General features: G+C 70.3%; 21 protein-coding genes. 7 read left to right on the top strand and 14 right to left on the bottom strand.

What is annotated here, in order from left to right; all coding sequences use genetic code 11:
• Nucleotides 1-46 precede the first annotated feature (46 nt).
• Nucleotides 47-376: a hypothetical protein gene (locus JNX00_RS10065; RefSeq protein ID WP_070397883.1), complete on the top strand. Its 330-nt coding sequence runs from the start codon at nt 47-49 to the stop codon at nt 374-376.
• A gap of 88 nt (nt 377-464) precedes the next feature.
• Nucleotides 465-1,787, top strand: coding sequence for a hemolysin family protein (locus JNX00_RS10060; protein WP_204744859.1), 1,323 nt, complete (start codon nt 465-467; stop codon nt 1,785-1,787).
• A gap of 28 nt (nt 1,788-1,815) precedes the next feature.
• On the opposite strand, the gene JNX00_RS10055 is transcribed toward JNX00_RS10060, so the two are convergent.
• The 3 genes from JNX00_RS10055 to JNX00_RS10045 are packed head-to-tail and all read right to left on the bottom strand — an operon-like array spanning nt 1,816 to nt 5,125.
• Entirely contained in the window at nt 1,816-2,880 is a 1,065-nt protein-coding gene (locus tag JNX00_RS10055) for a maleylacetate reductase (protein WP_204744858.1), read from the bottom strand.
• Nucleotides 2,881-2,903: 23 nt separating this feature from the next.
• A complete protein-coding gene (locus tag JNX00_RS10050) occupies nt 2,904-3,764 on the bottom strand; it encodes an NAD(P)-dependent oxidoreductase (RefSeq protein ID WP_204744857.1) in 861 nt (286 codons plus the stop codon).
• Nucleotides 3,761-5,125: an amidohydrolase family protein gene (locus JNX00_RS10045; protein ID WP_204744856.1), complete on the bottom strand. Its 1,365-nt coding sequence runs from the start codon at nt 5,123-5,125 to the stop codon at nt 3,761-3,763. The genes JNX00_RS10050 and JNX00_RS10045 overlap by 4 nt, the downstream gene beginning before the upstream one ends.
• Before the next feature lie 122 nt (nt 5,126-5,247).
• Between JNX00_RS10045 and earP the strand changes: the two genes are divergently transcribed.
• The 4 genes from earP to JNX00_RS10025 all read left to right on the top strand — a co-directional run bounded on the left by earP (nt 5,248) and on the right by JNX00_RS10025 (nt 8,816).
• Nucleotides 5,248-6,297: an elongation factor P maturation arginine rhamnosyltransferase EarP gene (earP, locus tag JNX00_RS10040; protein WP_204744855.1), complete on the top strand. Its 1,050-nt coding sequence runs from the start codon at nt 5,248-5,250 to the stop codon at nt 6,295-6,297.
• A gap of 105 nt (nt 6,298-6,402) precedes the next feature.
• Entirely contained in the window at nt 6,403-6,957 is a 555-nt protein-coding gene (gene efp, locus JNX00_RS10035; protein WP_070397887.1) for an elongation factor P, read from the top strand.
• 70 nt (nt 6,958-7,027) lie between these two features.
• The gene (locus JNX00_RS10030) at nt 7,028-7,906 is read left to right on the top strand and encodes an AEC family transporter (protein ID WP_070397888.1); all 879 of its coding nucleotides are present in this window, start codon (nt 7,028-7,030) and stop codon (nt 7,904-7,906) included.
• A gap of 16 nt (nt 7,907-7,922) precedes the next feature.
• Complete coding sequence (locus JNX00_RS10025) at nt 7,923-8,816, top strand: TIGR00730 family Rossman fold protein (RefSeq protein WP_204744854.1); 894 nt, start codon at nt 7,923-7,925, stop codon at nt 8,814-8,816.
• 16 nt (nt 8,817-8,832) lie between these two features.
• Here the strand turns inward: JNX00_RS10025 and JNX00_RS10020 are convergent, their stop codons facing one another.
• From JNX00_RS10020 to JNX00_RS10010, 3 genes are read right to left on the bottom strand one after another with little or no spacing between them, the layout of a single operon-like run.
• On the bottom strand, nt 8,833-10,215 hold the full coding sequence (locus tag JNX00_RS10020; protein ID WP_175442793.1) for an efflux transporter outer membrane subunit: 1,383 nt from the start codon (nt 10,213-10,215) through the stop codon (nt 8,833-8,835).
• Nucleotides 10,205-13,363, bottom strand: coding sequence for an efflux RND transporter permease subunit (locus JNX00_RS10015; RefSeq protein ID WP_204744853.1), 3,159 nt, complete (start codon nt 13,361-13,363; stop codon nt 10,205-10,207). Before JNX00_RS10015 ends, JNX00_RS10020 begins: the two co-directional genes overlap by 11 nt.
• 11 nt (nt 13,364-13,374) lie before the next feature.
• Nucleotides 13,375-14,583 carry an efflux RND transporter periplasmic adaptor subunit gene (locus JNX00_RS10010; RefSeq protein ID WP_204744852.1) on the bottom strand — a complete coding sequence of 403 codons (1,209 nt, stop codon included), beginning with the start codon at nt 14,581-14,583 and terminating at the stop codon, nt 13,375-13,377.
• Nucleotides 14,584-14,694: 111 nt separating this feature from the next.
• Between JNX00_RS10010 and JNX00_RS10005 the strand changes: the two genes are divergently transcribed.
• Nucleotides 14,695-15,435, top strand: a complete 741-nt coding sequence (locus tag JNX00_RS10005; RefSeq protein WP_204744851.1) for a TetR family transcriptional regulator — start codon at nt 14,695-14,697, stop codon at nt 15,433-15,435.
• Here JNX00_RS10005 and JNX00_RS10000 read toward each other — a convergent pair.
• Genes JNX00_RS10000 through JNX00_RS09965 form a run of 8 tightly spaced genes read right to left on the bottom strand, consistent with a single transcriptional unit; the run spans nt 15,336 to nt 22,912 of the window.
• Complete coding sequence (locus JNX00_RS10000; protein WP_070397894.1) at nt 15,336-16,502, bottom strand: MFS transporter; 1,167 nt, start codon at nt 16,500-16,502, stop codon at nt 15,336-15,338. The genes JNX00_RS10005 and JNX00_RS10000 overlap by 100 nt on opposite strands.
• An 8-nt stretch (nt 16,503-16,510) precedes the next feature.
• Nucleotides 16,511-17,899: a DNA recombination protein RmuC gene (gene rmuC, locus JNX00_RS09995; protein ID WP_204744850.1), complete on the bottom strand. Its 1,389-nt coding sequence runs from the start codon at nt 17,897-17,899 to the stop codon at nt 16,511-16,513.
• Between the two features lie 2 nt (nt 17,900-17,901).
• A complete protein-coding gene (locus JNX00_RS09990; protein ID WP_070397896.1) occupies nt 17,902-18,900 on the bottom strand; it encodes a D-glycerate dehydrogenase in 999 nt (332 codons plus the stop codon).
• A 45-nt stretch (nt 18,901-18,945) separates the two neighbouring features.
• The gene (locus JNX00_RS09985) at nt 18,946-20,358 is read right to left on the bottom strand and encodes a sodium:proton antiporter (RefSeq protein WP_204744849.1); all 1,413 of its coding nucleotides are present in this window, start codon (nt 20,356-20,358) and stop codon (nt 18,946-18,948) included.
• A gap of 14 nt (nt 20,359-20,372) precedes the next feature.
• On the bottom strand, nt 20,373-20,720 hold the full coding sequence (locus JNX00_RS09980; RefSeq protein ID WP_070397898.1) for an FKBP-type peptidyl-prolyl cis-trans isomerase: 348 nt from the start codon (nt 20,718-20,720) through the stop codon (nt 20,373-20,375).
• Between the two features lie 49 nt (nt 20,721-20,769).
• Nucleotides 20,770-21,489 (bottom strand): nitroreductase, encoded by a 720-nt coding sequence (locus tag JNX00_RS09975; protein WP_204744848.1) that lies wholly within the window; start codon nt 21,487-21,489, stop codon nt 20,770-20,772.
• Nucleotides 21,486-21,929 (bottom strand): thioesterase family protein, encoded by a 444-nt coding sequence (locus JNX00_RS09970; RefSeq protein ID WP_070397900.1) that lies wholly within the window; start codon nt 21,927-21,929, stop codon nt 21,486-21,488. The genes JNX00_RS09975 and JNX00_RS09970 overlap by 4 nt, the downstream gene beginning before the upstream one ends.
• Nucleotides 21,926-22,912, bottom strand: coding sequence for a histone deacetylase (locus tag JNX00_RS09965; protein WP_204744847.1), 987 nt, complete (start codon nt 22,910-22,912; stop codon nt 21,926-21,928). Before JNX00_RS09965 ends, JNX00_RS09970 begins: the two co-directional genes overlap by 4 nt.
• Nucleotides 22,913-22,976: the final 64 nt, after the last annotated feature.

Genomic DNA, 22,976 nt, shown 5'->3' with positions numbered 1-22,976 from the left:
GGCCTGCCGCGGTCCCGCGGGGCGGTTTCGTAAAATCGCCGTTCTTATGCGCCGCTGGCTCATTGCGCTGTTCGCCTGCCATTTCCTGCTCGGGGTGGTGGGCTTCGGCATCCCCGACCACATCGTCGACGTGCCGCGCGCGGCCGACGCGCTGATCGACGCCAGCGCCAACCACCCGCTCGCCAAGAGCCAGAAAGGCCTGGCCGACCTGGAACACGCGCTGGGCGACGAACTCCCCGACCTGCCCGACACCCTGCAGCGGCGCGCCGCGCCACCGCTGTCCCACGTGATGACGCCAGCCCAGGCGCCCGCGGACCGGGGTCCGCCACCGGCCCCCCTGCTGGACGGTCCGTTCCGCCCGCCCCGGCGCGCCTGAGCCACGCCCCCTTCTTGCTCCGTCCGCCCCGATGTGGCGCCACCAGCGCGCCACGGCGGACGGCCCAGCACTTGCTTGACACACCCCCATGGAAATTGCCTTACTGATCGCGCTCATCCTCCTCAATGGCGTCTTCGCCATGTCGGAGCTGGCGCTCGTCACCGCGCGCAAGGCGCGACTGCAGAAACTCATCGACGAAGGCGACGGCGCGGCCGCCGCGGCCGTCAAGCTCGGGGAAGACCCGAACCGCTTCCTCTCCACCATCCAGATCGGCATCACCTCCATCGGTGTGCTCAACGGCATCGTCGGCGAGGCCGCCCTGGCCGGGCCGCTGGCGGTCTGGCTGCAAGGCCTGGGCGCGCCCGAACAGGCCAGCCAGTTCGGCGCCACCGCGCTGGTGGTGGTGGTCATCACCTACTTCTCCATCGTGGTGGGCGAGCTGGTGCCCAAGCGCCTGGGCCAGACCTACCCCGAGTCGCTGGCGCGCCTGGTGGCGCGGCCCATCGACTGGCTGTCCAAGGCCACCAAGCCGTTCGTGATCCTGCTGTCGGTGTCCACACGCGCGCTGCTGCGCCTGCTGGGCGTCAAAGAGGGCAACGCCAACGCCGTTACCGAGGAAGAGATCCACGCCATGCTGGCCGAAGGCACGAGTGCGGGCGTGATCGAGTCGCACGAGCACGCCATGGTGCGCAACGTGTTCCGGCTCGACGACCGCCAGATCGGCTCGCTGATGGTGCCACGAAGCGACGTGGTGGTGCTCGACCTGGAGGAGCCATTCGAAGTGAACATGGCGCGCGTGGAAAGCAGCAACCACTCGCGCTTCCCGGTGGTCAAGGGCAACCTGGGCCAGCTGCAGGGCGTCCTGAACGCGCGGCAGTGGCTGGCGCAGGCCATCCGCGGCACGGCGCGTGAACTGTCCGAGCAGCCGCTGCAAACGCCCTTGTACGTGCCCGAGACCATCACGGGCATGGAGCTGCTGGACAACTTCCGCCTCTCCGACGTGCAGATGGCCTTCGTGATCGACGAGTACGGCGAGCTGCAGGGCATCGTCACGCTGCAGGACCTCATCGAGGCGATCACGGGCGAGTTCCAGCCGCGCGACCCGGAAACCGCCTGGGCCATGCAGCGCGAGGACGGCTCCTGGCTGCTCGACGGCCACATCCCCGTGCCCGAGCTGAAGGACCGGCTGGGGCTGCTCAGCGTGCCTGACGAAGAGCGCGGCCGCTACCACACCCTCAGTGGCATGCTGATGCTGCTGACGGGCCGCCTGCCGCGCGTCGGCGACTGCGCCACCTGGGAAGGCTGGCGCCTGGAGATCGTGGACATGGACGGGCGCACCATCGACAAGGTGCTGGCCACCCCGCTGCCCATCGATCCGCCCGCGCCCGAGGGCGAGCGCCCGGACAGCTGACGGCCGCGCCGGGCACGGCCCCGGCCATTCAGGCGGGCCGCGCGCCCTCCCAGGCCGCCTGCAGGAGTTCGCGGATGGCCCGCGCCTCCAGGGGGCGCGGGTTCGGGTACTGGTTCTGCAAGGCGATCTCGCCCGCGCGGTCCAGGTCCTCGGCCTTCATGCCGATGTCGCGCAACGCCACCGGCGCGCCGTTGTCCTTCGCCAGGTCGAACACCGCCCGCGCGGCCTGTCCGTCGTCGCGACCCAGGGCCCGCGCGATGCGCCGCATGGCCAGCGGCGCCGCGGCCGCGTTGTAGGCCAGCGCATGTGGCAGCACCACGGTGTGCGTCTCGGCGTGCGGCAGATTGAAGCTGCCGCCCAGGGTGTGGCACAGCTTGTGGTGCAGTGCCATGCCCACCGAGCCCAGCACGATGCCGCACAGCCAGGCGCCGTACAGCGCGTCGCCGCGCGCCTCCACGTCGCTGGCGCTCGCGCGGATGCGCGGCAGCGCGCGGCCGATGGCGGCGATGCCCTCCTCCGCCATCAGGTCGATCACCGGATTGCCTTCCACCGAGTACAGGCCCTCGGCCGCGTGCGCGATGGCGTTGAGGCCGCTGGTCACGCTCAGGCCCACGGGCAGCGTCAGCGTGAGCTCGGGGTCGTAGATCACGCTCTTGGGCAGGACCTTCAGGTCCTTACCGGTCTTCTTCAGGCCCGCCTCGGTGATGCCGTAGATCGGCGTCATCTCCGAGCCCGCGTAGGTGGTGGGAATGGCCAGGATGGGCAGGCCCGAGTCGAGCGCGATGGCCTTGCCCAGGCCGGTGGTGGAGCCACCGCCAATGGCCACGGCGCAGTCCGCGCCCAGCCGCCGCGCTACCTCGCGCGCCTCGCGCGCGGTCTCGATCGGCACGTGCATCACCGCGCGGTCGAAGATGCCGGCGGCCCTGTCGCCCAGCAACCGCGCCACGCGCTCGGCGCTGGCGCGCTGCTCCGGTGTGCACAACACCAGCGCGCGCTGCGCGCCCATGGCCTCGATGGCCTGTGGCAGCTGGGCCAGCGCGCCCGCGCCAAACACCACGCGGCTGGGCAAGCCCTGATAAACGAACGATCGCATGCGCAACCTTCCTTTCTGACGCCTCAATCGGTGTCCAGGCCGGCGGCCCGCTGCACCACGCGGATGATGGCGGCGTAGTCCAGCGCCCCGTCGCCCTGCGCCTGCGCGGCCGACATGAGCTGGCGCGTGGCCGCCGTCTGCGTCAGGGGCACCTGCAGGCGCGCGCCCTCGCCCAGGATGAGGTCGATGTCCTTGTTCATCTGCCCCACGGTGAAGGTGGGCGTGTAGTCGCGCTGGCTCAGCTGCACGCCCTTGGCCTTCACGATGGGCGAGGCGACGGCGCTGGCGCCGATGACCCGCCACATGTCCTGCCAGGCCAGACCACCCTTCTGCCCCAGGCTCAGCGCCTCGGCCAGCATGGCGCTGGTCTGCGCGATCATGAGGTTCACCACCAGCTTCATCAGGCGCGCCTGTTCGGCCTCGCCGAGCCAGAATTGCGTCGGCCCCCAGCAGCTCAGCAGGGGCAGCAGGCGCTCGTGCAGCGCCTTCGGACCCGAGGCCATCACCGTGAGCTGCGCGGCCTCGGCCATGTGGTTGTTGCCCGAGACGGTGCAGCGCAGGGTGGGCACCCCGGCGCGCGCGCAGGCCTCGGCCGCTCGGGCCGAAGCCTCGGGCGACACCGTGCTGGTGTCCACCCAGGCCGCACCCTTCGCCGCGTGCTCGGCCACGCGCTCGCCCACGGCGAGCAGCGCACCGTCGTGCGGCAGCGAAGAGACGATGAGCTCGGCCTGGGCCAGGCCATCGGCGACCGCCAGGCCGGCCTCGCGCGCGAGCGCCAGGCGGTCCGCCGCCGGGTCTTCCACCGTGACGCCGTGGCCGGCCGCGAGCAGGTGGCGCGCCATGGGCAAGCCCATCTTGCCGACGCCAATGAAGTGGACCTTCATGCAAAAACTCCATTCGATGCGCCCATGCCCATGGCGCGGGTGATCTTCTCGCCCGACGCGCGCAGCGCCGCGAGCAAGGGGGGCAGGTCCACGCCCACGAGTTGGCCGGCGCGCTTGCGCCACTGCCCCGCGACCATGACCGAATCGATGTTGGCCAGCGTGGCCTGGAACACCACCGCGCTCACCGGGTCGTGCACGGGCTGCATGTTCAGGCTGTCCGCGCGGATCAGCACCAGGTCGGCCTGCTTGCCCGGGGCCAGGGTGCCGATGCGGTGCAGCTGGCGCAGCATGCGCGCGCCCTCGACCGTGATCCAGGCCAGCGCCTCGCGCGTGGTGATGCTGGTGGTGTCCGGGATACCGCCGTGCGCGGCGCGGTGGGCTTCGTTGTCCAGGCTGCGCTGCACGCCCAGCGCGATGCGCGCCTGGGTGATCATGTCGCCGCCCAACACGCTTTCCAGGTCCACGCCCAGCGAGGGCGCGCGGCCCAGCGCGCGCAACCGACCCGTGAGCGGGTGACCGTGGCCCTGGGTCATCTCGTTCTCGGCCGCGGCCGAAAAACTCATGCCCAGGCCACAGAAGCGCTTGAGCTGCTCGTCGCTCAGCGCGTGGCCGTGCACGATGTTGATCTGCTCCCCCAGCAAGCCCAGCGCCTCCAGCTGCGCCCAGCCCTCGGGCGCGCGCGCCGCACCGCCGCCCTGGTGCAGCGAGGCGATGAGGCCGAAGTCGCGGGCCATGCGGAAGTCGTGCACCGCCACCTCCAGCGTGCTGTAGTGCGGGCCCAGCACGGCGGCGTGCACGCTGAGCAGCGGCCGGCCCTGGTGGGCCTTGAGCAGGCGCTGAATCTCGGCGCGCGGGTGGGGCACCTCCCAGAACGGCGCCTGGCCCGGCTGGGGGTCGGGCTTGGGCGTGCCATGGAAGAAGGCCGCGCGAATGCCCGAGGCCAGCAGCGCGTCCACCGCTGCGTCGCTGTGCGCCGGCGTGGGGTTGTTGTGGCACCAGTCCACCAAGGTGGTGGTGCCGCAGTTGAGCTGGTTGAGCGCCCCCGCCAGCGTGGCGATGCGCAGGTCCTCGGGACCGAACACCGTGGCCAGGCCGGCGTGCATGTGCCGGAAGTACTGCAGCAGCGTCCAGTTGGCGGCGACGCCGCGCAGTGCGGTCTGCCAGGTGTGCATGTGCGCGTTGACGAAGCCCGGCACCAGGATGCAGCCGGTGGCGTCGACCACCTGCGCGCCATCCACCGACAGCCGCGGCGCAATGGCCTCGATGGTGTCGTCCACCACCAGCAGATCGCCGACGGGCAGGTCGCCCTGCGCGTCCATGGTGACGATGGACGCGCCGCGGATGAGGGTGCGCTGGGTCACGTGGGTGTCTCTTCTCTGTCGGCAGTCAAGGGCAGGGAGTGTGTCCACGCACGCCCCCCCGCGACAACCCGGCGCGCGGAAATCAGTTTTCCAGGGCCGGCCGGCCCGCGACGGATGCGGGCATGATCGACCGCATGACCACCCCGCGCACCTGGGACATCTTCTGCCGCGTGATCGACAACCACGGCGACGCCGGCGTCTGCTGGCGCCTGGCCGCGCAGCTGGGCGCGCGCGGCCAGGCCGTGCGGCTGTGGATCGACGATCCCGCGCCGCTGGCCTGGATGGCGCCCGAAGGCGCGCCCGGCGTGAGCGTGCGACCCTGGCGCGAGCCCTTCGACGCGCAGGGCCTGGTGCCCGGCGAGGTCTGGATCGAGGCCTTCGGCTGCGAGCCGCCCGAGGCCTTCATCGCCGCGCGCACCATCGAGCCGGCCTGGATCAACCTGGAGTACCTGAGCGCCGAGGCCTGGGTCGAGCGCTGCCACGGCCTGCCCTCCCCCGTGATGAGCGGCCCGGGCCGGGGCCTCACCAAGCGCTTTTTCTACCCCGGCTTCACGGCGCGCACCGGTGGGCTGCTGCGCGAAGACGACCTCGCCGACCGCCAGGTGGCATTCGACCGCGGCGCCTGGCTCGCGGCCCAGGGCCTGCCCGCCCAGGGGCGGCGCATCGCGCTCTTTTGCTACGAACCGCCGAGCCTGCCGGCGGTGATGGCGCGGGCCGACGCGCACTGGCTGGTCACGCCGGGCCGCGCCGCCGCCGCCGCGACGGGCCTGCCGCTGGCGCCAGGCGCCACGCGCCATGCCCTGCCCTGGCTGAGCCAGCGCGGTTTCGACGAGCTGCTCTGGAGCGCCGACCTCAACCTCGTGCGCGGCGAAGACTCCCTGGTGCGCGCGCTCTGGGCCGGCCAGCCCTTCGTCTGGCAGATCTACCCGCAGCACGACGACGCGCACCACGCCAAGCTGCAGGCCTTCCTGGACTGGCTGGACGCGCCCGCCAGCCTGCGCGCCTTCCACCACCACTGGAACGGACTGCCGGGCGCGACCGCCGACGCAGCCTGGCCCGGCTGGGACGTGGTGGACGGCTGGCGCGAGGTGGTGCAGGCCGCGCGCCAGCGCCTGCTCGCCCAGCCCGACCTCGCCACGCAGCTGGCCGAGGCGGTGGGGCGAAAACGGTAAAATATTGGGTTTAGCGACAAACCCGCAACCCGGGCCCGGTCCATCCACCGCCGATGCCGGCCCCTCGCCCGAACCGCCGGGCGATCCCTTCAACGGAACTCCCTCATGAAAATCGCCCAAGAAATCCGCGCCGGCAACGTGATCATGCACGGCAAGGACCCGATGATCGTCCTGCGCACCGAATACGCCCGCGGCGGCCGCGGCGCCGCCACCGTGCGCATGAAGCTCAAGGGCCTGCTCGGCAACATCGGCACCGAAGTCGTCTTCAAGGCCGACGACAAGATGGACCAGATCATCCTGGACCACAAGGAGTGCACCTACTCCTACTTCGCCGACCCCATGTACGTGTTCATGGACACCGACTACAACCAGTACGAGGTGGAGGCCGAGAACATGGGCGACGCCCTCAACTACCTGGAAGACGGCATGGCCGTCGAGGTGGTGTTCTACGAAGGCAAGGCCATCTCGGTGGAACTGCCCACCAGCGTGGAGCGCGAGATCACCTGGACCGAACCCGCCGTCAAGGGCGACACCTCGGGCAAGGTGCTCAAGCCGGCCAAGATCGCCACCGGCTTCGAGATCCCCGTGCCGCTGTTCGTGAGCCAGGGCGATCGCATCGAGATCGACACGCGCACGGGCGAATACCGCAAGCGCGTCTGACCGCTTCCATTGCGCGATACGAAGGGCTCCACAGGGAGCCCTTCTGTTTTGAACGCCACGCCCGAGCGCCATGGACCTGATCGCCCGCATCGCCGACATCATCATCCCGGTCTTCCTGATCGTGGCCATTGGCTATGGCTACGCGCGCCGCCGCCCGCCGGACCTCAGCAGCTTCAACCGCATCTCGCTCGACGTGCTGGCGCCCTTGCTGGTGTACTCGGCCCTGGCCTCGCGCGACTTCGCCATCGGCGAGCACGTGCCGCTGCTCATCGGCGGCACGGCGCTGATCCTGGGCAGCGGCCTGCTGGCCTGGCCACTGGCCAAGGCCTTCGGCGCGCAGCCGCGCACCCTGGTGCCGGTGGTCATGTTCAACAACTGCGGCAACATGGGCCTGCCACTGGCCCTGCTGGCCTTCGGACCCGCGAACTTCGGCGCCGCGGTGGCGCTGTTCTCGGTCAGCAACCTGTTGCACTTCTCGCTGGGCGCACGCATCACCAGCGCCGCCGCGCGCACCCGCGACCTGCTGCTCAGCCCCCTGATGATCGCCACCATGCTGGGCTTCTTCAGCGCCTTCACCGAACTGCGCCCGCCGCCGGTGCTGCTGTCGGGCCTGAAGCTGCTGGGCGACGCCGCGCTGCCGCTGATGTTGTTCGCCCTGGGCGTGCGGCTGACCGGCCTGACGCGCCAGGGCCTGGCCCTGGGCCTGCTGGGCGCGCTGGCGCGTCCCCTGATCGGCCTGGCCATCGGCATCCCGCTGGCCTGGGCCATGGGACTGGAAGGCGCGGCGCGCGGCCAGCTGCTGCTGTTCGCCGCCTTGCCGCCCGCCGTCATCCAGTTCATGCTGGCCGACCGATACCATCAGGAACCCGAAAAAGTGGCCGCCTCCATCATGGTGGGCAACGCGCTGGCGGTGGTCTTCGTGCCGCTGGCCTTGGCCCTCGGGCTGTGACCCCGGAGTGAAGAACATGACCGACGCCCACACCTCCCCCCCTGCCACCCACGACATCACCGAACGCCGCCTGGCCGACGCCTGGGCCGAATTGCAGGCCCATTCGGACAGCGGCAACCCGCTGGCGGCCGACGCCTACCGTCTGGCCTTCGCCGACCCCGAGTTCCTGCTGCGGCGCGAGACGCGCGGCATCCGCATGCAGCTGGAGCTGCTCAAGCCCGATCTGGCGCAGCAACAGCTGGGCATCGAGAACACCATCGTGGTGTTCGGCAGCGCGCGCTTTCGCGAACAGAGCGAGGCGGAGGCCAGCCTGCGCGCGGCCGAGGCCTCGGGTGAACCGCGCGCCATCGCCAAGGCCCGCGCCATGGTGCGCAACGCCCACTACTACGACCGGGCGCGCGAGTTCGGTCGCATCGTGGCCCAGTACAGCGCGCACTGCCTGCCGCACGAGAAGCTCTTCATCTGCACCGGCGGCGGGCCGGGCATCATGGAAGCGGCCAGTCGGGGCGCGCACGACGAGGGCGCGCTCAACGTGGGCCTAAACATCGCGCTGCCGCACGAGCAGTCGGCCAACCCGTACATCCCATCGCGGCTGAGCTTCAAGTTCCACTACTTCGCGCTGCGCAAGATGCACTTCATGATGCGCGCGAAGGCGCTGCTGGCCTTCCCGGGCGGCTTCGGCACGCTGGACGAGCTGTTCGAGGTCATCACGCTCGTGCAGTGCAAGAAGTCCAAGCCCGTGCCCATCCTGCTGTACGGCAGCGACTACTGGAAGCGCCTGCTGAACCTGGATCTGCTGGTGGAAGAAGGCACGATCTCGCCCGAGGACCTGCAGCTCTTCCAGTACGTGGACGACCCCCAGGTGGCCTGGGAAGCGATCGTGAAGTTCTACCAGTTGCCGGCGGGCTGAGCCCACCGGCCCGGGCTCACTCCAGCCAGCCCCCCCCCAGCGCCGCGTACAGCGCCACGCGGTTCTGCTGCAGGGCCAGGCGCGTCTGCGCTTCGGCCTGTTGCGCCGCGAACAGCGCGCGCTGCGCGTCCAGCACGTCGAGAAAGCTCGCCACGCCGTTGCGGTAGCGCAGGTCGGCGAGGCGGAAGCGGTCCTCCTCCGCCGTCACCTGGTCGCGCTGCGCCTGCAGCTGGTCGGCCAGCGTCGCGCGGCCGGCCAGCGCGTCGGCCACTTCGCGGAACGCCGTCTGGATCGCTTTCTCGTACTGCGCCACGGCGATGTCACGCGAGACCTCGGCCGATTGCAGGCCCGCGCGGTTGCGGCCCGCGTCGAAGATCGGCAGCAGCGCCACCGGGTTCAGCGTGAAGCCCCAGCTGCCATCCTTGAACAGGCCCGACAGGTCGCTGCTCGCCGTGCCCGCGCTCGCGGTCAAGGTGATGCGCGGAAAGAAGGCCGCGCGCGCCGCGCCGATGTTGGCGTTGGCCGCGATCAGGGTCTGCTCGGCCTGGCGGATGTCCGCGCGGCGCGTGAGCAGATCCGAGGGCAGGCCGGCCGGCACGTCCGCCAGCAAGGCGGCGTCGGCCTCGGCCACCTGCAGCAGCTCGGCCGGCACCGGCTCGCCCACCAGCAGGTTCAGCGCGTTCACGTCGAGCGCGCGCGCCCGCTGCTGCTGCGCCAGCGCCGCACGGGCCGTGGCCGCCAGCGACTCGGCCTGGCGCAGATCCAGCGCCGAGGCCGCGCCGTTGTCGAAGCGCAGCTTGGTCAGGCGCAGCGAGTCCTCGCGCGTGGCCTGGGTCTGGCGCGTGATGGCCAGCAGGGCCTCGTTGGTCTGCAGGCTCAACCAACTGCTGATCACCGCCGAGACCAGGCTGGTCTGCGCGGCGTTGCGCGCCTGCTCGCTGGCCAGGTAGTCGGCCAGCGCGGCCTCCTTGAGCGCGCCCAGGCGGCCAAAGAAGTCGATCTCCCAGGTGCTCAGGGCCAGGCCCACGCTGTAAGTGCTCTGGATGCCGCCGCTGCCGTTCGGCTGGCGGTTGCCGCTGGCGGCCACGCCGATGGTGGGGAACTGGTTGGCGCGCTGGATCTGGTATTGCGCGCGCACGCGCTCGATGTTGAGCGTGGCGACCCGCAGATCGCGGTTGTTGTCGAGCGCGCGCTGCACCAGCTCGCGCAGGCGCGCGTCCTGCACGAAGTCGCGCCAGGCGGTGTCCGCCGCGCTGCGCACGCCCGCGGTATCGGCCGCTTGCGGATAGGCCTGCGGCACAGGCGCGGCGGGACGCTCGTAGGTGGGGATCATCGAGCAGCCGGCCAGCAGCAGGGCCGCCGCCAGCGGGCCGAGACGGGTAGTGAAATCAGGATTCATCGTTGTCGACTCCATGTGCGCGCGCGCTGTCGCGGTCGCGCTGGTGCTGGCGCTCGCTGCCCTTGAAGAAGCGGCGCACCACCACGAAGAACAGGGGCACGAAGAACACGGCCAGCAGGGTGCCGGAGATCATGCCGCCGATCACGCCGGTGCCGATGGCGCGCTGGCTGGCCGAGCCCGCGCCCGACGCGATGAACAGCGGCACCACGCCCAACGTGAAGGCCATCGAGGTCATGATGATGGGCCTGAAACGCAGGCGGGCCGCGGCCAATGCCGCTTCCATGGCGCTCTTGCCCTGGGCCTGCACGTCCTTCGCGAACTCGATGATCAGGATCGCGTTCTTCGCCGACAGGCCAATGATCGTGATCAGGCCGACCTGGAAGTACACGTCGTTCTGGTAGCCACGCAAGAGCGTGGCCAGCAGCACCCCGACCACCCCCAGCGGCACCACCAAAATCACCGACAGCGGGATGGTCCAGCTTTCGTACAGCGCCGCCAGGCACAGGAACACCGCGAGGATGGCGAAGCCATAGAGCACCATGGCCTGCGCGCCGGCGAGCTTTTCCTCGCGCGAAGTGCCGGTCCATTCGTAGCCGATGCCCTGCGGCAGCTGCGCGGCCAGGCGCTCCATCTCATTGAGCGCGGCGCCCGTGCTGTAGCCCGGCGCCGCCATGCCGCTGATGCGCATGGTGGGGTAGCCGTTGTAGCGCACCGTCTGCATGGGTCCGGTGATCCACTTCGTGGACGCGAAGGCCGACAGCGGCACGGCCTGGCCGCGGTTGTTCACCACGTTCAGCCGCAGCAGGTCATCGGGCTGCATGCGCGCCGCGGCCTCGGCCTGCACCACCACGCGCTGCAGGCGCCCACTGTTCGGGAAATCGTTCACGTAGCTGGAACCCAGCGCGGTGCCGATGGCGGCGTTGATGGCGTCGAAGCCCACGCCCAGCGCCTGCGCGCGGTCGCGGTCGATGTCGAGCTGCAGCTGCGGCGCGTCCTCCAGGCCGTCGGGGCGAACCTGGGCGAGCACCGGGCTTTGCGCGGCCAGCTGCAGCAATTGTCCGCGCGCCTGGGTCAGGGCCTCGCGGCCCAGGCCGCCCCGGTCCTGCAGGCGGAAGCTGAAGCCCGAGGACGCACCCAGCTCCGGAATCGGCGGCGGGCTCAGCGGGTAGATGAAGGCGTCGCGGATGCCCATGAGCGCGCCGAAGGCGCGGCCCGCCACGGCCTCGGCCGAGCTGCCGGGCGCGTGGCGCTCGGCCCAGTCCTTGAGCGTGACGAAGGCCAGGGCGGCGTTCTGGCCCTGCCCCGAGAAGCTGAAGCCCAGCACGCTGACCATGCTTTCCACCTCGGGCTGCTTGAGCACGAAGCCCTCCACCTGCTCCATCACCTCCAGCGTGCGCTCCTGCGTGGCGCCCGGGGGCAGCTGCACGTTCACCAGCATGGTGCCCTGGTCTTCGTTGGGCAGGAAGGAGGTGGGCAGGTTCACGTACACCCAGGCCGCCGCCGCGCCGATGGCGAGGTAGACGATGAGCATGCGGCCGGCGCGTGGCAGCAGCGCGCTCACCGTGCGTGAGTAGCCGCCGGTGGTGCGCGCGAAGCCGCGGTTGAACCAGCCGAAGAAACCCTTCTTCTCGACGTGGTGCCCCTTGGGCACGGGCTTGAGCAGCGTGGCGCACAGCGCGGGCGTGAGCGACAGCGCCATGAAGGCCGAGAAGGCGATGGACACGCCCATCACCGCCGCGAACTGGCGGTAGATGTTCCCCACCGAGCCGCTGAAGAAGGCCAGCGGCACGAACACCGAGATCAGCACCACGGTCACGCCGATGATGGCGCCCGAGATCTGGCCCATGGCCTTGCGCGTGGCCTGCAAGGGTGGCAAGCCTTCCTCGCTCATGATGCGCTCGACGTTCTCCACCACCACGATGGCGTCGTCCACCACGATACCGATCACCAGCACCATGCCGAACATGGTGAGCACGTTGATCGAGAAGCCCATGGCCAGCAGCACGGCGAAGGTGCCCAGCAGCGCCACCGGCACCACGATGGTCGGGATGATGGTGTAGCGGAAGTTCTGCAGGAACAGGAACATCACCAGGAACACCAGCGCCACGGCCTCCAGCAGCGTCTGCGCCACCTGCTGGATGGAGATCTTGACGAAGCGCGAGCTGTCGTAGGGAATGGTCCAGCTCATGCCCTCGGGGAAGAAGCGCTCCAGCTCGGTAAGCTTGGCGCGCACCGCGTCGGCCGTGGCCAGCGCATTGCCACTGGCCGACAGCTGCACGCCGATGCCGGTGGAGGGCTTGCCGTTCAGTCGGGCCGAGGTGGCGTAGGCCTGCGCGCCGAGTTCGATGCGCGCCACGTCCTTCAGGCGCACGGTGGCGCCGCCGGGGGAGGCGCGCAGCACGATGTTGCCAAACTCCTCCACCGTGCCGAGCTGACCGTTGACCACCACGGTGGCCGAGATGCCCTGCCCCGCCACGTTGGGCAGGGCGCCGATTTCACCCGCCGAGACCTGGGCGTTCTGCGCGCGGATGGCCGCGTTCACGTCGGCCGCGCTCAGGTTGAAACCGAGCAGTTTGGCCGGATCGATCCAGATGCGCATGGCGCGCTCGGTGCCGAACAGCTGGGCCTGGCCCACGCCGGGCACGCGCTGGATTTCGGGCAGCACGCTGCGCGTGGCGTAATCGCCCAGCGCCACCGGATCCCATTTGGGGTCGTCGCTGGTGAGGATGGTGAAGAGCAAGAAGTTGCTGCGCGCCTGGTCCACGCGCACACCCTGCTGCGTCACGGCCGCCGGCAGGCGCGGCGAGGCACGCGACAGCCGGTTCTGCACGTCCACCTGCGCCAGCGCCGGGTTGGTGCCGGGCTGGAAACTCAGCGTGATCGAGCCGGTGCCGTTGGCCTGGGCCACCGACTCCATGTAGATCAGGCCGGGCGAGCCGTTCATTTCCTGCTCGATGATGGACAGCACCGAATCCTCGAGCGTCTTGGCGGACGCACTGGGGTAGGTGGCGTTGATCGTGATGGAGGGCGGCGCCACCGGCGGGTACTGCGCGATGGGGAGCTGCGTGATGGAGACCGCGCCCATCACGATCACGAACAACGCGATCACCCACGCGAAGATGGGCCGGTCGATGAAAAACTTCGCCATGTGTGCTTGCCTCAGCTGGCCTTGGAAGGCGCGGCCCCGTTGGGTTTCTGCTCACCCGGCTTCTTCCAGGGCACGGGCTTGACGGTGCCGCCCGGACGCAGTTTCTGGAAGCCGTCGACCATGACCTGGTCACCGGCCTTGAGACCTTCGGTCACGACCCACTGGCCCTCTTGCTGGCCCCGCACGGTGATGTTGCGCGGCGCGACCTTGCCTTCGCCGTCGACCACCATCACCGAATCGCCCTGCGCCGTGCGCGTGACGGCCTGCTGCGGCAGCAGCAGGGCATTGCCCGCCGTGGCCTGTTCGATGCGCACGCGCACATACAGGCCGGGCAGCAGCACGCCATCGGGGTTGGGCACCTCGGCGCGCAGCGTCACCTGGCCGGTGGCGCTGTCCACGGTGAGGTCGGAAAACAGCAGGCGGCCATCGCGGCCATAGACCGAGCCGTCCTCCAGCACGATCTTCACGCGGGCGACCTGATCACCCGCGCCCTTGAGCGAGCCGCTCTGCAAGGCGCGCCGCAGGCGGTAGACCTCGGAGGCCGACTGCGTGAAGTTCACGTACATGGGGTTGATCTGCTGGATCACGGCCAGCGGCGTGGGCTCGCCCTGCCCCACCAGCGCGCCCTCGGTCACCAGCGCGCGGCCGATGCGCCCGCTGATGGGCGCCGTGACGTTGGCGTAGCCGAGGTTGATATTGGCGGTCTGCACCGCGGCGCGGCCGGCGGCCACGTCGGCCTCGGCCTGCTTCTGCGCGGCCTGGGCGTTGGCGTATTCCTGCTGGCTGATGGCGTTTTCCTTCACCAGCGGGGCATAGCGCTCGGCCAGGGCCTTGGCCTGGGTCAGGTTGGCCTCGGCGCGGGCCAGCGTGGCGCGCGCGCTCTGCAGCGTGGCCTGGTACGGCGCGGGATCGATCTGGAACAGGCGCTGGCCGGCCTTGACCTCGCTGCCCTCGCGGAACAGGCGCTGCTGGAGGATGCCGGCGGCGCGCGCCCGCACCTCGGAGACGCGCGAGGCCTCCAGGCGACCCGGCAGTTCGTTGACCAGGCCTACATCGCCCAGAGCCACGGTGATCACGCCCACCTCGGGTGGAGGCGGCGCGCCGCCGCCGGCCTGGGCCGGGGCGCCCTGCTTGCCGCAGGCGGCCACCAGGGCGGCCAGGGCGATGGCAACAAGGGTTTTGGCCGCGCGGGAGCGCGGCAGCGGGAAGGAACTGGGCATGGAATAGACCTCGGCGCGCGGGTGGGCTCGGGAAACGCGCGAGTATACATACGTGAATGTATGTATATTCGGCTTTTTTCCGCAAAACCCCTCTTTTACCAAAGTCCATTCATGGCCCGCCGCACCAAAGCCGAAGCACAGGAAACACGCAACCGGCTGCTCGACGCCGCCGAGCGCCTGTTCCAGGCCAAGGGCGTGTCGGGCACCACGCTGAACGACATCGCCACCGCCGCGGGCGCCACGCGCGGCGCGGTCTACCACCACTTCAAGGACAAGGCGGACCTGTTCAACGCCATGATGGAGCGCGTGACCCTGCCGCTGGAGACCTCACTCGCCGAGGCGGGCCGCGCGGCCGCCGCCGAGGACGATCCCCTGCGCTCCCTGCGCGACACCATGGGCAGCGCCTTGCGCCAGACGGCGCGCGATGAGCGCACGCGGCGCGTGTTCGAGGTGGCCACGCACAAGGTGGAATACACCGACGAGATGCAGGCCGTGCGCGATCGCCACCTGCGGGTGCGCAACGAGTGCATGGCCGTGACCCGAGACACCCTGCAGCTGGCCGCGCAACGCCAGGGCCTGAGCCTGCCCATTCCCCTGTCGGCGGCGGCGCTGGGCCTGCACGTGATGATCGATGGCCTGATCCAGAACTGGCTGCTCGACCCCAAGGCCTTCGACCTGGTCGCGCGCGGACGCCAGACCATGGACATCTACCTCACCGGCCTGGGCTTTCGGGAGCCGGCGGCCGACCGCCGTCAAGGCCGCGACCGCTCCGGCGGCGCGACCGCCGGCCGCAAGCGCCAGGCCATGGGCGAGGCCATGCCCACCACGCCCCCCACGGCCCAGAACACATAGGCCACGCCCACCGCCGCCCCGGCCGAGCCGAACAGCAGGGGCATCGCAACGCTCGATCCGTTGATGGCCATGGCGCGCAGGCCCAGGGCCTCGCCGTGGCGGTGCGGCGGCGTCATCTGGTGCAGCATGCTCATGATCATGGGCTGCACCGACCCCAGCGCAAAGCCCAGCAGCACGGACAGCGTGGCCATGGCCCAGGCCGCGTACGCGAAGGGGTAGAGGGCGAACAGCGCGGCGGTGGCGAACATGGCGGCGGCGATCACCGCCGATTCGCGCAGGCGCGCGGCGATCCAGGGCATGAGCACGCGGATGGCCGTGGCCGCGAGCGCGAAGCCGCCCAGGATGGCACCGATGGCGGTGGCGCTCAGGCCGCGCTCGTGGCCCAGCACAGGGACCAGGAAGGTGTGCACGTCCCAGCAGGACGACAGCATCCAGTTCAGTGCCATGAGGCGGCGGAAATCGGGTTCGCGCAGCAGGTCCCACGAAGACCGCTTCTGAGCGCCCTCGGGCGCGGGCTCGCGCGGCAGCTCCTGCGTGCGCCGCACCCACCACCAGGCCAGCCAGGGCAGCAGCGCGAGCACCAGGTAGGCCCAGCGGAACCCCGCGTGGTCGATGGCGAAGCCGGCCAGCACCGGCCCCAGGAAGTTGGAGATCGACGGGCCCACCGCCATCCAGCTGAACACCTGGCGCAGCTCGGTCGCGTCGTGCGCGAGCCGGCCCACGTGGCGCTGCAGCGCGATCATGGCCAGGCCGCTGGCCGCGCCGCAGGTGGTGGCCGACAGGCACAGCACCCAGAACGTGGGCCAGGCCACCGCCGCCAGCGCGCCCACGCTGGCCACGGTAACGGCCAGGCGCACCGGCCGCTGCAGGCCGTGCCGGTCGGCGAAGCGGCCGGCGGGCAGCGCCAGGAACACCGGCGCCAGCGCAAACAGCGCCAGCAGCACGCCCACCGACCAGGCGCTGTGGCCTTCGCGCAGCGCCATCAGGGGCGCGGCCATGCGAAAGCCGGTCATGCAGGCGTGCACGCTGATCTGCGAAGCGATCAGCCGCGCGAGGTCCACGCGCAAGCGGGGGTTCAAGGGGCCTCGGGGTCGGAGGGATCGCTGTCCAGCGGCAGCAGCGCGCTGCTGCGGTCCTGCGGCAGCGCTTCCACGGTCTTGAGCGCGCGGCCCATGGCGCGGCTGCGCACCTCGGCCTGGTCCAGGGTGTTGAGCACCGTCTGGGTCTGGCTCTTCACGCGCGCCAGCACGTCGCCGAACTTGCCGAACTCGGTCTTGACCGCGCCCAACACCTGCCAAACCTCGCTGCTGCGCTTCTCCAGCGCCAGCGTGCGAAAGCCCATCTGCAACGAGTTGAGCATGGCCATCAGCGTGGTCGGGCCGGCCAGGGTGACGCGGTGCTCGCGCTGCAGCAGCTCCATCAGGCCGGGGCGGCGCAGCACCTCGGCGTACAGGCCCTCGGTGGGCAGGAACAAGATGGCGAAGTCGGTGGTGTGCGGCGGCTCGAGGTACTTGTCGGCCATGGACTTGGCCTCCAGGCGGATGCGCTGCTCCAGCGCGCGGCCCGCGGCCTCGGCGCCGTCCCCATCGGCGCGCTGCTGGGCATCGAGCAGGCGCTCGTAGTCTTCGTTCGGGAACTTGGCGTCGATCGGCAGCCAGCACGGCGCGCCGTCGTCGCCGCGGCCCGGCAGGCGCACCGCGAAATCGACCGGGTTGCGCGTGCCGGGGCGCGTGACCACCTGGGCCGCGTACTGGTCGGGCGCGAACACCTGCTCCAGCAGCGCCGCCAGCTGGGCCTCGCCAAACATGCCGCGCGTCTTCACGTTGGTCAGCAGGTGCTTGAGGTCGCCCACACCCTGCGCCAGCGTCTGCATCTCGCCCAGGCCCTTGTGCACCTGCTCCAAGCGGTCGGCCACCTGCTTGAAGCTCTCGCCCAGGCGCGCTTGCAGCGTGCTCTGCAGCTTCTCGTCGACCACGGCGCGCATCTCGTCGAGCTTGGCGGCGTTGCCCTGCTGCAGCTGCGTGAGCTGGGCGTCCAGCGTGGTGCGGATCTCGGCCAGGCGGCGCGCGTTGGCCTCGCTCATGTCCTGCAGCTGGCGCGTGAGCGCGTCGCCCAGCGCGCCGCGCAGCTGCACCAGTTGCTGGGCGAAGCCGTCGAGCTGCGCGTTCTGCGTGCGCGTGGTTTCGGCCGACTGCGCGGTGATGGACTCCTGGAAGCGGCTCAGGCTCTGCTGCTGCTCCTGGCGCGCGTTGCGGGCGTTGTCGCTCACCTCGCGCCGCAGCTCGCCTTCCACGTGCTCCACGCGCTGGGCGATCTGTTGCAGCTGCGCCAGCACCGCCTGGCGGTGGGCGATGTCCTCCGGCGACACCGCGGGAGGTTCGGGCCGGCGGCGCCACAGCAGGAGCTGCAGCACCACGCCGCCGAGGGCCAGTGCCAGCAGCGCGATCAGCAACCAAGTGTCCATGGTCAGGCGCGCGCGCCTTTCCCGATGATCTCGGCGTTGAGCGGCGTGCGCGGCTGGCCGGTGGTGAGGTAGTCGATCACGTTGTCGGCCGCCAGCATGGCCATGGCGCGCCGCGTCTGGATGGTGGCGCTGGCGATGTGCGGCGTGAGCACCACGTTGGGCACGGTGAGCAGATCGGGGTGCACCTGGGGTTCGCCTTCGAACACGTCCAGGCCGGCGGCGGCGATGCGCCGCTCCTTCAGCGCCTTCGCCAGCGCCGCGTCGTCCACGATGCCGCCGCGGGCGATGTTGACCAGCGTGGCGCTGGGCTTCATCTGCGCGATCTCGGCCGCGCCGATGGCGTGGTGGCTTTCCTTGCTGTAGGGCAGCACCAGGATCAGGTGGTCGGCCTCGCGCAGCAGCGTGGCCTTGTCCACGTAGCGGGCCTGGCATTCCGCCTCGGTGGAGGGATCCAGGCGCGAGCGGTTGTGGTAAATCACCTTCATGCCGAAGCCCAGGGCGCCACGGCGCGCGATGGCCTGGCCGATGCGGCCCATGCCCAGGATGCCCAGGGTGCTGCCGTGCACCTCGGCGCCCGCGAACATGTCCAGCGCCCAGCGGTTCCACTGGCCGGCGCGCAGGAAATGCTCGCTCTCGGTGAGGCGGCGCGCGGTGGCCATGAGCAGCGCGAAGCCGAAGTCGGCCGTGGTTTCGGTGAGCACGTCGGGCGTGTTGGTGGCCAGCACGCCGGCCGCGCTGAGCGCGGGCACGTCGAAGTTGTTGTACCCCACCGCGATGTTGGCCACGATGCGCAGCGAGGGCACGGCCTGGACGATGGCACCGTCGATGCGCTCGCTGCCGGTCGTCAGGGCGCCCACCTTGCCCTGCAGGCGCTCAATGAGTTGGGCCGGCGCCAGCACGCCATCGGCGTCGTTGTGATCGACCTCGAAGTGCTGGCGCAGGTGCTCGACGACCTCGGGGAAGATCTTGCGGCTGATGAGGATGGCGGGCTTGGCGGCCATGCGGCGGGTCTCCTTGGGGTGGTGTTGTGCGGTAAACGGGTCGGGTCAGAGGAACCAGATACAGGTGACGACCAGGAACAGCGGCAGCAGGATGCCCACCGACCAGGCCATGTAGCCGAAGAAGCTGGGCATCTTCACGCCGCGGTCTTCGGCGATGGCCTTGACCATGAGGTTGGGCGCGTTGCCGATGTAGGTATTGGCCCCCATGAACACCGCGCCGGCCGAAATGGCGATCAGCGTGGGCGCGAGCGTGGTCATCAGCACCTGCGGGTCGCCACCGGCGGTGTTGAAGAACACCAGGTAAGTGGGCGCGTTGTCCAGGAAGGAGCTCAGCGCGCCCGTGGCCCAGAAGTACATGGGGTTGTTCGGCGAACCGTCGGCGTGCGTGACCGCGCGGATCACGGCCGCGAACGGACCGTCCACGCCGGCCTTGAGCATGGCGATGACCGGGATGATGGTCAGGAAGATCGCCGCGAACAGCTTGGCCACTTCCTGCATGGGGGCCCAATTGAACTGGTTGCCCTCGTGCGCGCTCTCGGGCGTGATGCGCAGCGAAACCAGCGTGACGATGATCAGGCCGACGTCGCGCACGATGCCGGGCAGGCCGACCTCGGTGCCGGCGACGTTGAACACCACCGGAGACTTCCACAGGCCGCTCATCAACACCAGCACCACCACCACGCCCAGCAGCGCGAAATTGATCGCGCCGTCGAAGCCCAGGCGCGGCGTGTCGGGCGTGGGATCGGGCGCGCGAACCTCTTCGCGGCGGCGGTAGTAGTACGAGTCGATCAGATAGAACAGCACCAGCAGCACGCCGATGATGAAACCGGTCTTGGCCCACAGGTGCTCGAGCGTCCAGAAGAAGCCCACGCCCTTGAGGAAGCCCAGGAACAGCGGCGGATCGCCCAGCGGCGTGAGCGCGCCACCGGCGTTGGACACGATGAAGATGAAGAAGACCACCACGTGCACCTGGTGCCGGCGGTTGTCGTTGGCACGGATCAACGGGCGGATCAGCAGCATGGAGGCGCCGGTGGTGCCCATGAAACTGGCCAGCACCGCACCGATGGCCAGGATGCCCGTGTTCAGCCCCGGGCTGCCGTGCAGGTTGCCGCGCACGAAGATCCCGCCGGCCACGGTGAACAGCGCCGTGAGCAGGATGATGAAGGGGATGTACTCGGCCAGCGCCGCGTGGACCACCGCGGCGCCTGTGGCGCCGGCGCCGAACGTGAGGGCGAACGGCACCAGGAAGGCCAGTGCCCAGGCGGCCGACACCTTGCCGAAGTGGTGGTGCCAGAACATGGGCGCCAGCAGCGGCATGACGGCAATGGACAGCAGCACGCCGGCGAAGGGCAGGCCCCACCAGGCGGACAGCTGGCTGCCGTCGAGCTCGGCGGCACCGGCCAGGCCAGGCAACAACAGGGACGACAGGGCCAGGGCCCTGAGCGAAAGGGAGCTCACGCCGCGCCCCCCGTTCAGACGGCCAGCAGGTCGACTTCGAACAGCAGCGTGGCGTTGGGCGGGATCACGCCGCCAGCGCCGCGCGCGCCGTAGCCCAGCTCGGCCGGGATCACCAGGCGGCGCGTGCCACCGACCTTCATGCCCTGCACGCCCTCGTCCCAGCCGCGGATGACGTGGCCCATGCCCAGCGGAAATTCGAAGGGCTGGCCGCGATCCTTGCTCGAATCGAACTTGCTGCCGGCGGCGCCGTTGACGTACAGCCAGCCGGTGTAGTGCACCTGCACCGGTCGGCCTGCCTGAGCTTCCTCGCCTTGCCCGACCACGGTGTCTTCGTATTGCAGGCCGCTGGGGGTGGTGATCATGTTTGTCTCCTGAAAAAGAAAAGGAAAAGCGGAAAGAGAGCGCGCGGCCTCAGCCCAGCCAGTGGGTGAACGACGAGACCGGCTCGCGCGGCGTGTGGAAGCCGTTGACGGGTTCGTCGGGGTTGGCGTAACCCAGCGCCATGCCGCAGACCACCATTTCGTCGGGGCCGGCGCCGATGTGCGGGAGGATGATTTTCGCGAAACCGTTCCAGGCCGCCTGCGGGCAGGTGTGCAGGCCCTGGCCGCGTGCGGCCACCATGATGTTCTGCAGGAACATGCCGTAGTCCACCAGCGAGCCGCGGCCCATCACGCGATCGAGCGTGAACATCAGGCCCACGGGCGCGTCGAAGAAGCGGAAGTTGCGGTGGTGCTGCGCATGCATCTTGTCCTTCTCGCCTTTGTTGATGCCCAGCAGACCGTACAGGCCCCAGCCGTTCTCGCGCCGGCGGTCGATGTAGGGGCTGACCCATTTCTCGGGGTAGTAGTCGTACTCCTCGCGGTACTCGGCGGCCAGCGCGGGGTTGGCGTAGATGGCGTCGTGCGCGGCGCAGACCTTGGCCACGAGTTCGTCGCGCGCCGCATGCTGCAGCACGTACACGCGCCAGGGCTGGGTGTTGGTGCCCGACGGGGCGCGGCTGGCCACGTCCAGGATGTGTTCGATGGTCTGGCGCGGCACCGGCGTGGGCAGGAAGGCGCGCACCGACATGCGGCTGGTGATGGCGGCGTCGACGCTCGCGGGGTCGATCGCGACGGGCTCGGCGAGGTTCATCTCAGGGTCTCCAGGGTCTTCTTCAAGGCGTCGGGCAAGGGCACGGGGCGGCGGCTGGCGCGGTCCACGTAGACGTGCACGAAGTGGCCGTGCGCCGCCGTTCGGTCCGCGCCATCGGCGAACAGGCCCACCTCGTAGCGCACGCTGGACGTGCCCAGGTGCGCCACGCGCAGGCCGGCCCACACGGTCTGGGGAAAGCTCAGCGGCTCGAAATAGTGGCACTGCGTCTCCACCACCAGGCCGATGACGCCGCCCGCGTGGATGTCGAGCGCGCCGGATTCGATCAGGTGCGCGTTGACCGCCGTGTCGAACCAGCTGTAGTAAACGACGTTGTTGACGTGGCCATAGACGTCGTTGTCGGCCCAGCGGGTGCCGATGGCGCGAAAGACGCGGAAGTCGCTGCGGGGCCGGGCCTGGGGACGGGATGCCGGTGCGGTCATGGCCCGAGATTGTGCCAGTGCGTACCGGCCGGGGTTCCAGCCGCCAGCGCCGGCGGCCACGCCTGCCAGCGGCGCTCGAAAGCCAGCGCCGTGCGGTAGGTGTTGATCTGCACCTGCACCGTGGCCTCCAGGTCGTGGCCGTAGCCGCCGCCCATGGCGAAGACCAGCGGCAGCCGGCGCGACCAGGCCCAATCCATCACGCGGCGGTCGCGCGCCTCCAGGCCGTCGAAGCTGAGCTTGAGGCGCCCCAGGCGATCGCCCTCGTGCGGGTCGGCGCCCGCCAGGTAGAGCACCAGTCCGGGCTCGAAGCGGCGCGCCAGCTCGTCGAGCGCCAGGTCCAGGGCGTGCAGGTAGTCGTCGTCGCCGCAGCCGTCGGGCAGCTCCACGTCCAGGTCGCTCGGCTCCTTGCGGAAGGGAAAATTCTTGGCACCGTGCAGCGAGAGCGTGAACACACTGGGGTCGGCCGCGAACAGGCGTGCCGTGCCATTGCCCTGGTGCACGTCAAGGTCGACGATGGCCACCCGCAGCGGCTGGCGGTGGCGGCGGGCGTGTTCGGCCTGCATCAACCGCGCGGCGACCGCGAAGTCGTTGAAGACACAGAAGCCACCTCCCTTGTCGGCATAGGCGTGGTGCGTGCCGCCCGCCAGGTTGGCCGCCAGGCCACCGCCCTGCCCCATCACGCGGCGCGCGGCCTGCAGCGTCGCGCCCACCGAACGGCGCGCGCGCTCGGCCATCGCCGGGCTCCAGGGGAAACCGATCTCGCGCTGCATCGCAGGGCTCAGGGAGCCGTCCGCCACCGCGGCGATGTAGGCCGGCGCGTGCACCAGGGCCAATTCCCCGTCGCTGGCGGGCAGCGCCTCGTGCAGATCCACTTCGGGCAGCTCGCACGCCAGGCGTTCGCGCAAACGGCTGTACTTGGCCATGGGAAAGCGGTGCCCGCTGGGCAGGGGCAGCACGAAGTGGTCGGCGTAGTAGGCGTGCACGGGGCGCGGGCGAAACGGCGGCGGCGCATTGTGGGCGCGGCGCGAAGCCGCAGCGCGGGCCCCG

The organism is Hydrogenophaga sp. YM1 (assembly GCF_016903055.1).
Lineage (GTDB): Bacteria > Pseudomonadota > Gammaproteobacteria > Burkholderiales > Burkholderiaceae_C > Hydrogenophaga > Hydrogenophaga borbori.
The sequence above is the reverse complement of the archived record's forward strand: the minus strand, read 5'-3'. Positions and strand labels throughout refer to the sequence as shown.

Excerpts from the sequence above, each read along its gene's own strand:
- JNX00_RS10065 (WP_070397883.1), top strand. The coding sequence starts at position 47 with ATGCGCCGCTGGCTCATTGCGCTGTTCGCCTGCCATTTCCTGCTCGGG.
- JNX00_RS10060 (WP_204744859.1), top strand. The coding sequence starts at position 465 with ATGGAAATTGCCTTACTGATCGCGCTCATCCTCCTCAATGGCGTCTTC.
- JNX00_RS10055 (WP_204744858.1), bottom strand. The coding sequence starts at position 2,880 with ATGCGATCGTTCGTTTATCAGGGCTTGCCCAGCCGCGTGGTGTTTGGC.
- JNX00_RS10050 (WP_204744857.1), bottom strand. The coding sequence starts at position 3,764 with ATGAAGGTCCACTTCATTGGCGTCGGCAAGATGGGCTTGCCCATGGCG.
- earP (WP_204744855.1), top strand. The coding sequence starts at position 5,248 with ATGATCGACCGCATGACCACCCCGCGCACCTGGGACATCTTCTGCCGC.
- efp (WP_070397887.1), top strand. The coding sequence starts at position 6,403 with ATGAAAATCGCCCAAGAAATCCGCGCCGGCAACGTGATCATGCACGGC.
- JNX00_RS10030 (WP_070397888.1), top strand. The coding sequence starts at position 7,028 with ATGGACCTGATCGCCCGCATCGCCGACATCATCATCCCGGTCTTCCTG.
- JNX00_RS10025 (WP_204744854.1), top strand. The coding sequence starts at position 7,923 with ATGACCGACGCCCACACCTCCCCCCCTGCCACCCACGACATCACCGAA.
- JNX00_RS10020 (WP_175442793.1), bottom strand. The coding sequence starts at position 10,215 with ATGAATCCTGATTTCACTACCCGTCTCGGCCCGCTGGCGGCGGCCCTG.
- JNX00_RS10015 (WP_204744853.1), bottom strand. The coding sequence starts at position 13,363 with ATGGCGAAGTTTTTCATCGACCGGCCCATCTTCGCGTGGGTGATCGCG.
- JNX00_RS10010 (WP_204744852.1), bottom strand. The coding sequence starts at position 14,583 with ATGCCCAGTTCCTTCCCGCTGCCGCGCTCCCGCGCGGCCAAAACCCTT.
- JNX00_RS10005 (WP_204744851.1), top strand. The coding sequence starts at position 14,695 with ATGGCCCGCCGCACCAAAGCCGAAGCACAGGAAACACGCAACCGGCTG.
- rmuC (WP_204744850.1), bottom strand. The coding sequence starts at position 17,899 with ATGGACACTTGGTTGCTGATCGCGCTGCTGGCACTGGCCCTCGGCGGC.
- JNX00_RS09990 (WP_070397896.1), bottom strand. The coding sequence starts at position 18,900 with ATGGCCGCCAAGCCCGCCATCCTCATCAGCCGCAAGATCTTCCCCGAG.
- JNX00_RS09980 (WP_070397898.1), bottom strand. The coding sequence starts at position 20,720 with ATGATCACCACCCCCAGCGGCCTGCAATACGAAGACACCGTGGTCGGG.
- JNX00_RS09975 (WP_204744848.1), bottom strand. The coding sequence starts at position 21,489 with ATGAACCTCGCCGAGCCCGTCGCGATCGACCCCGCGAGCGTCGACGCC.
- JNX00_RS09970 (WP_070397900.1), bottom strand. The coding sequence starts at position 21,929 with ATGACCGCACCGGCATCCCGTCCCCAGGCCCGGCCCCGCAGCGACTTC.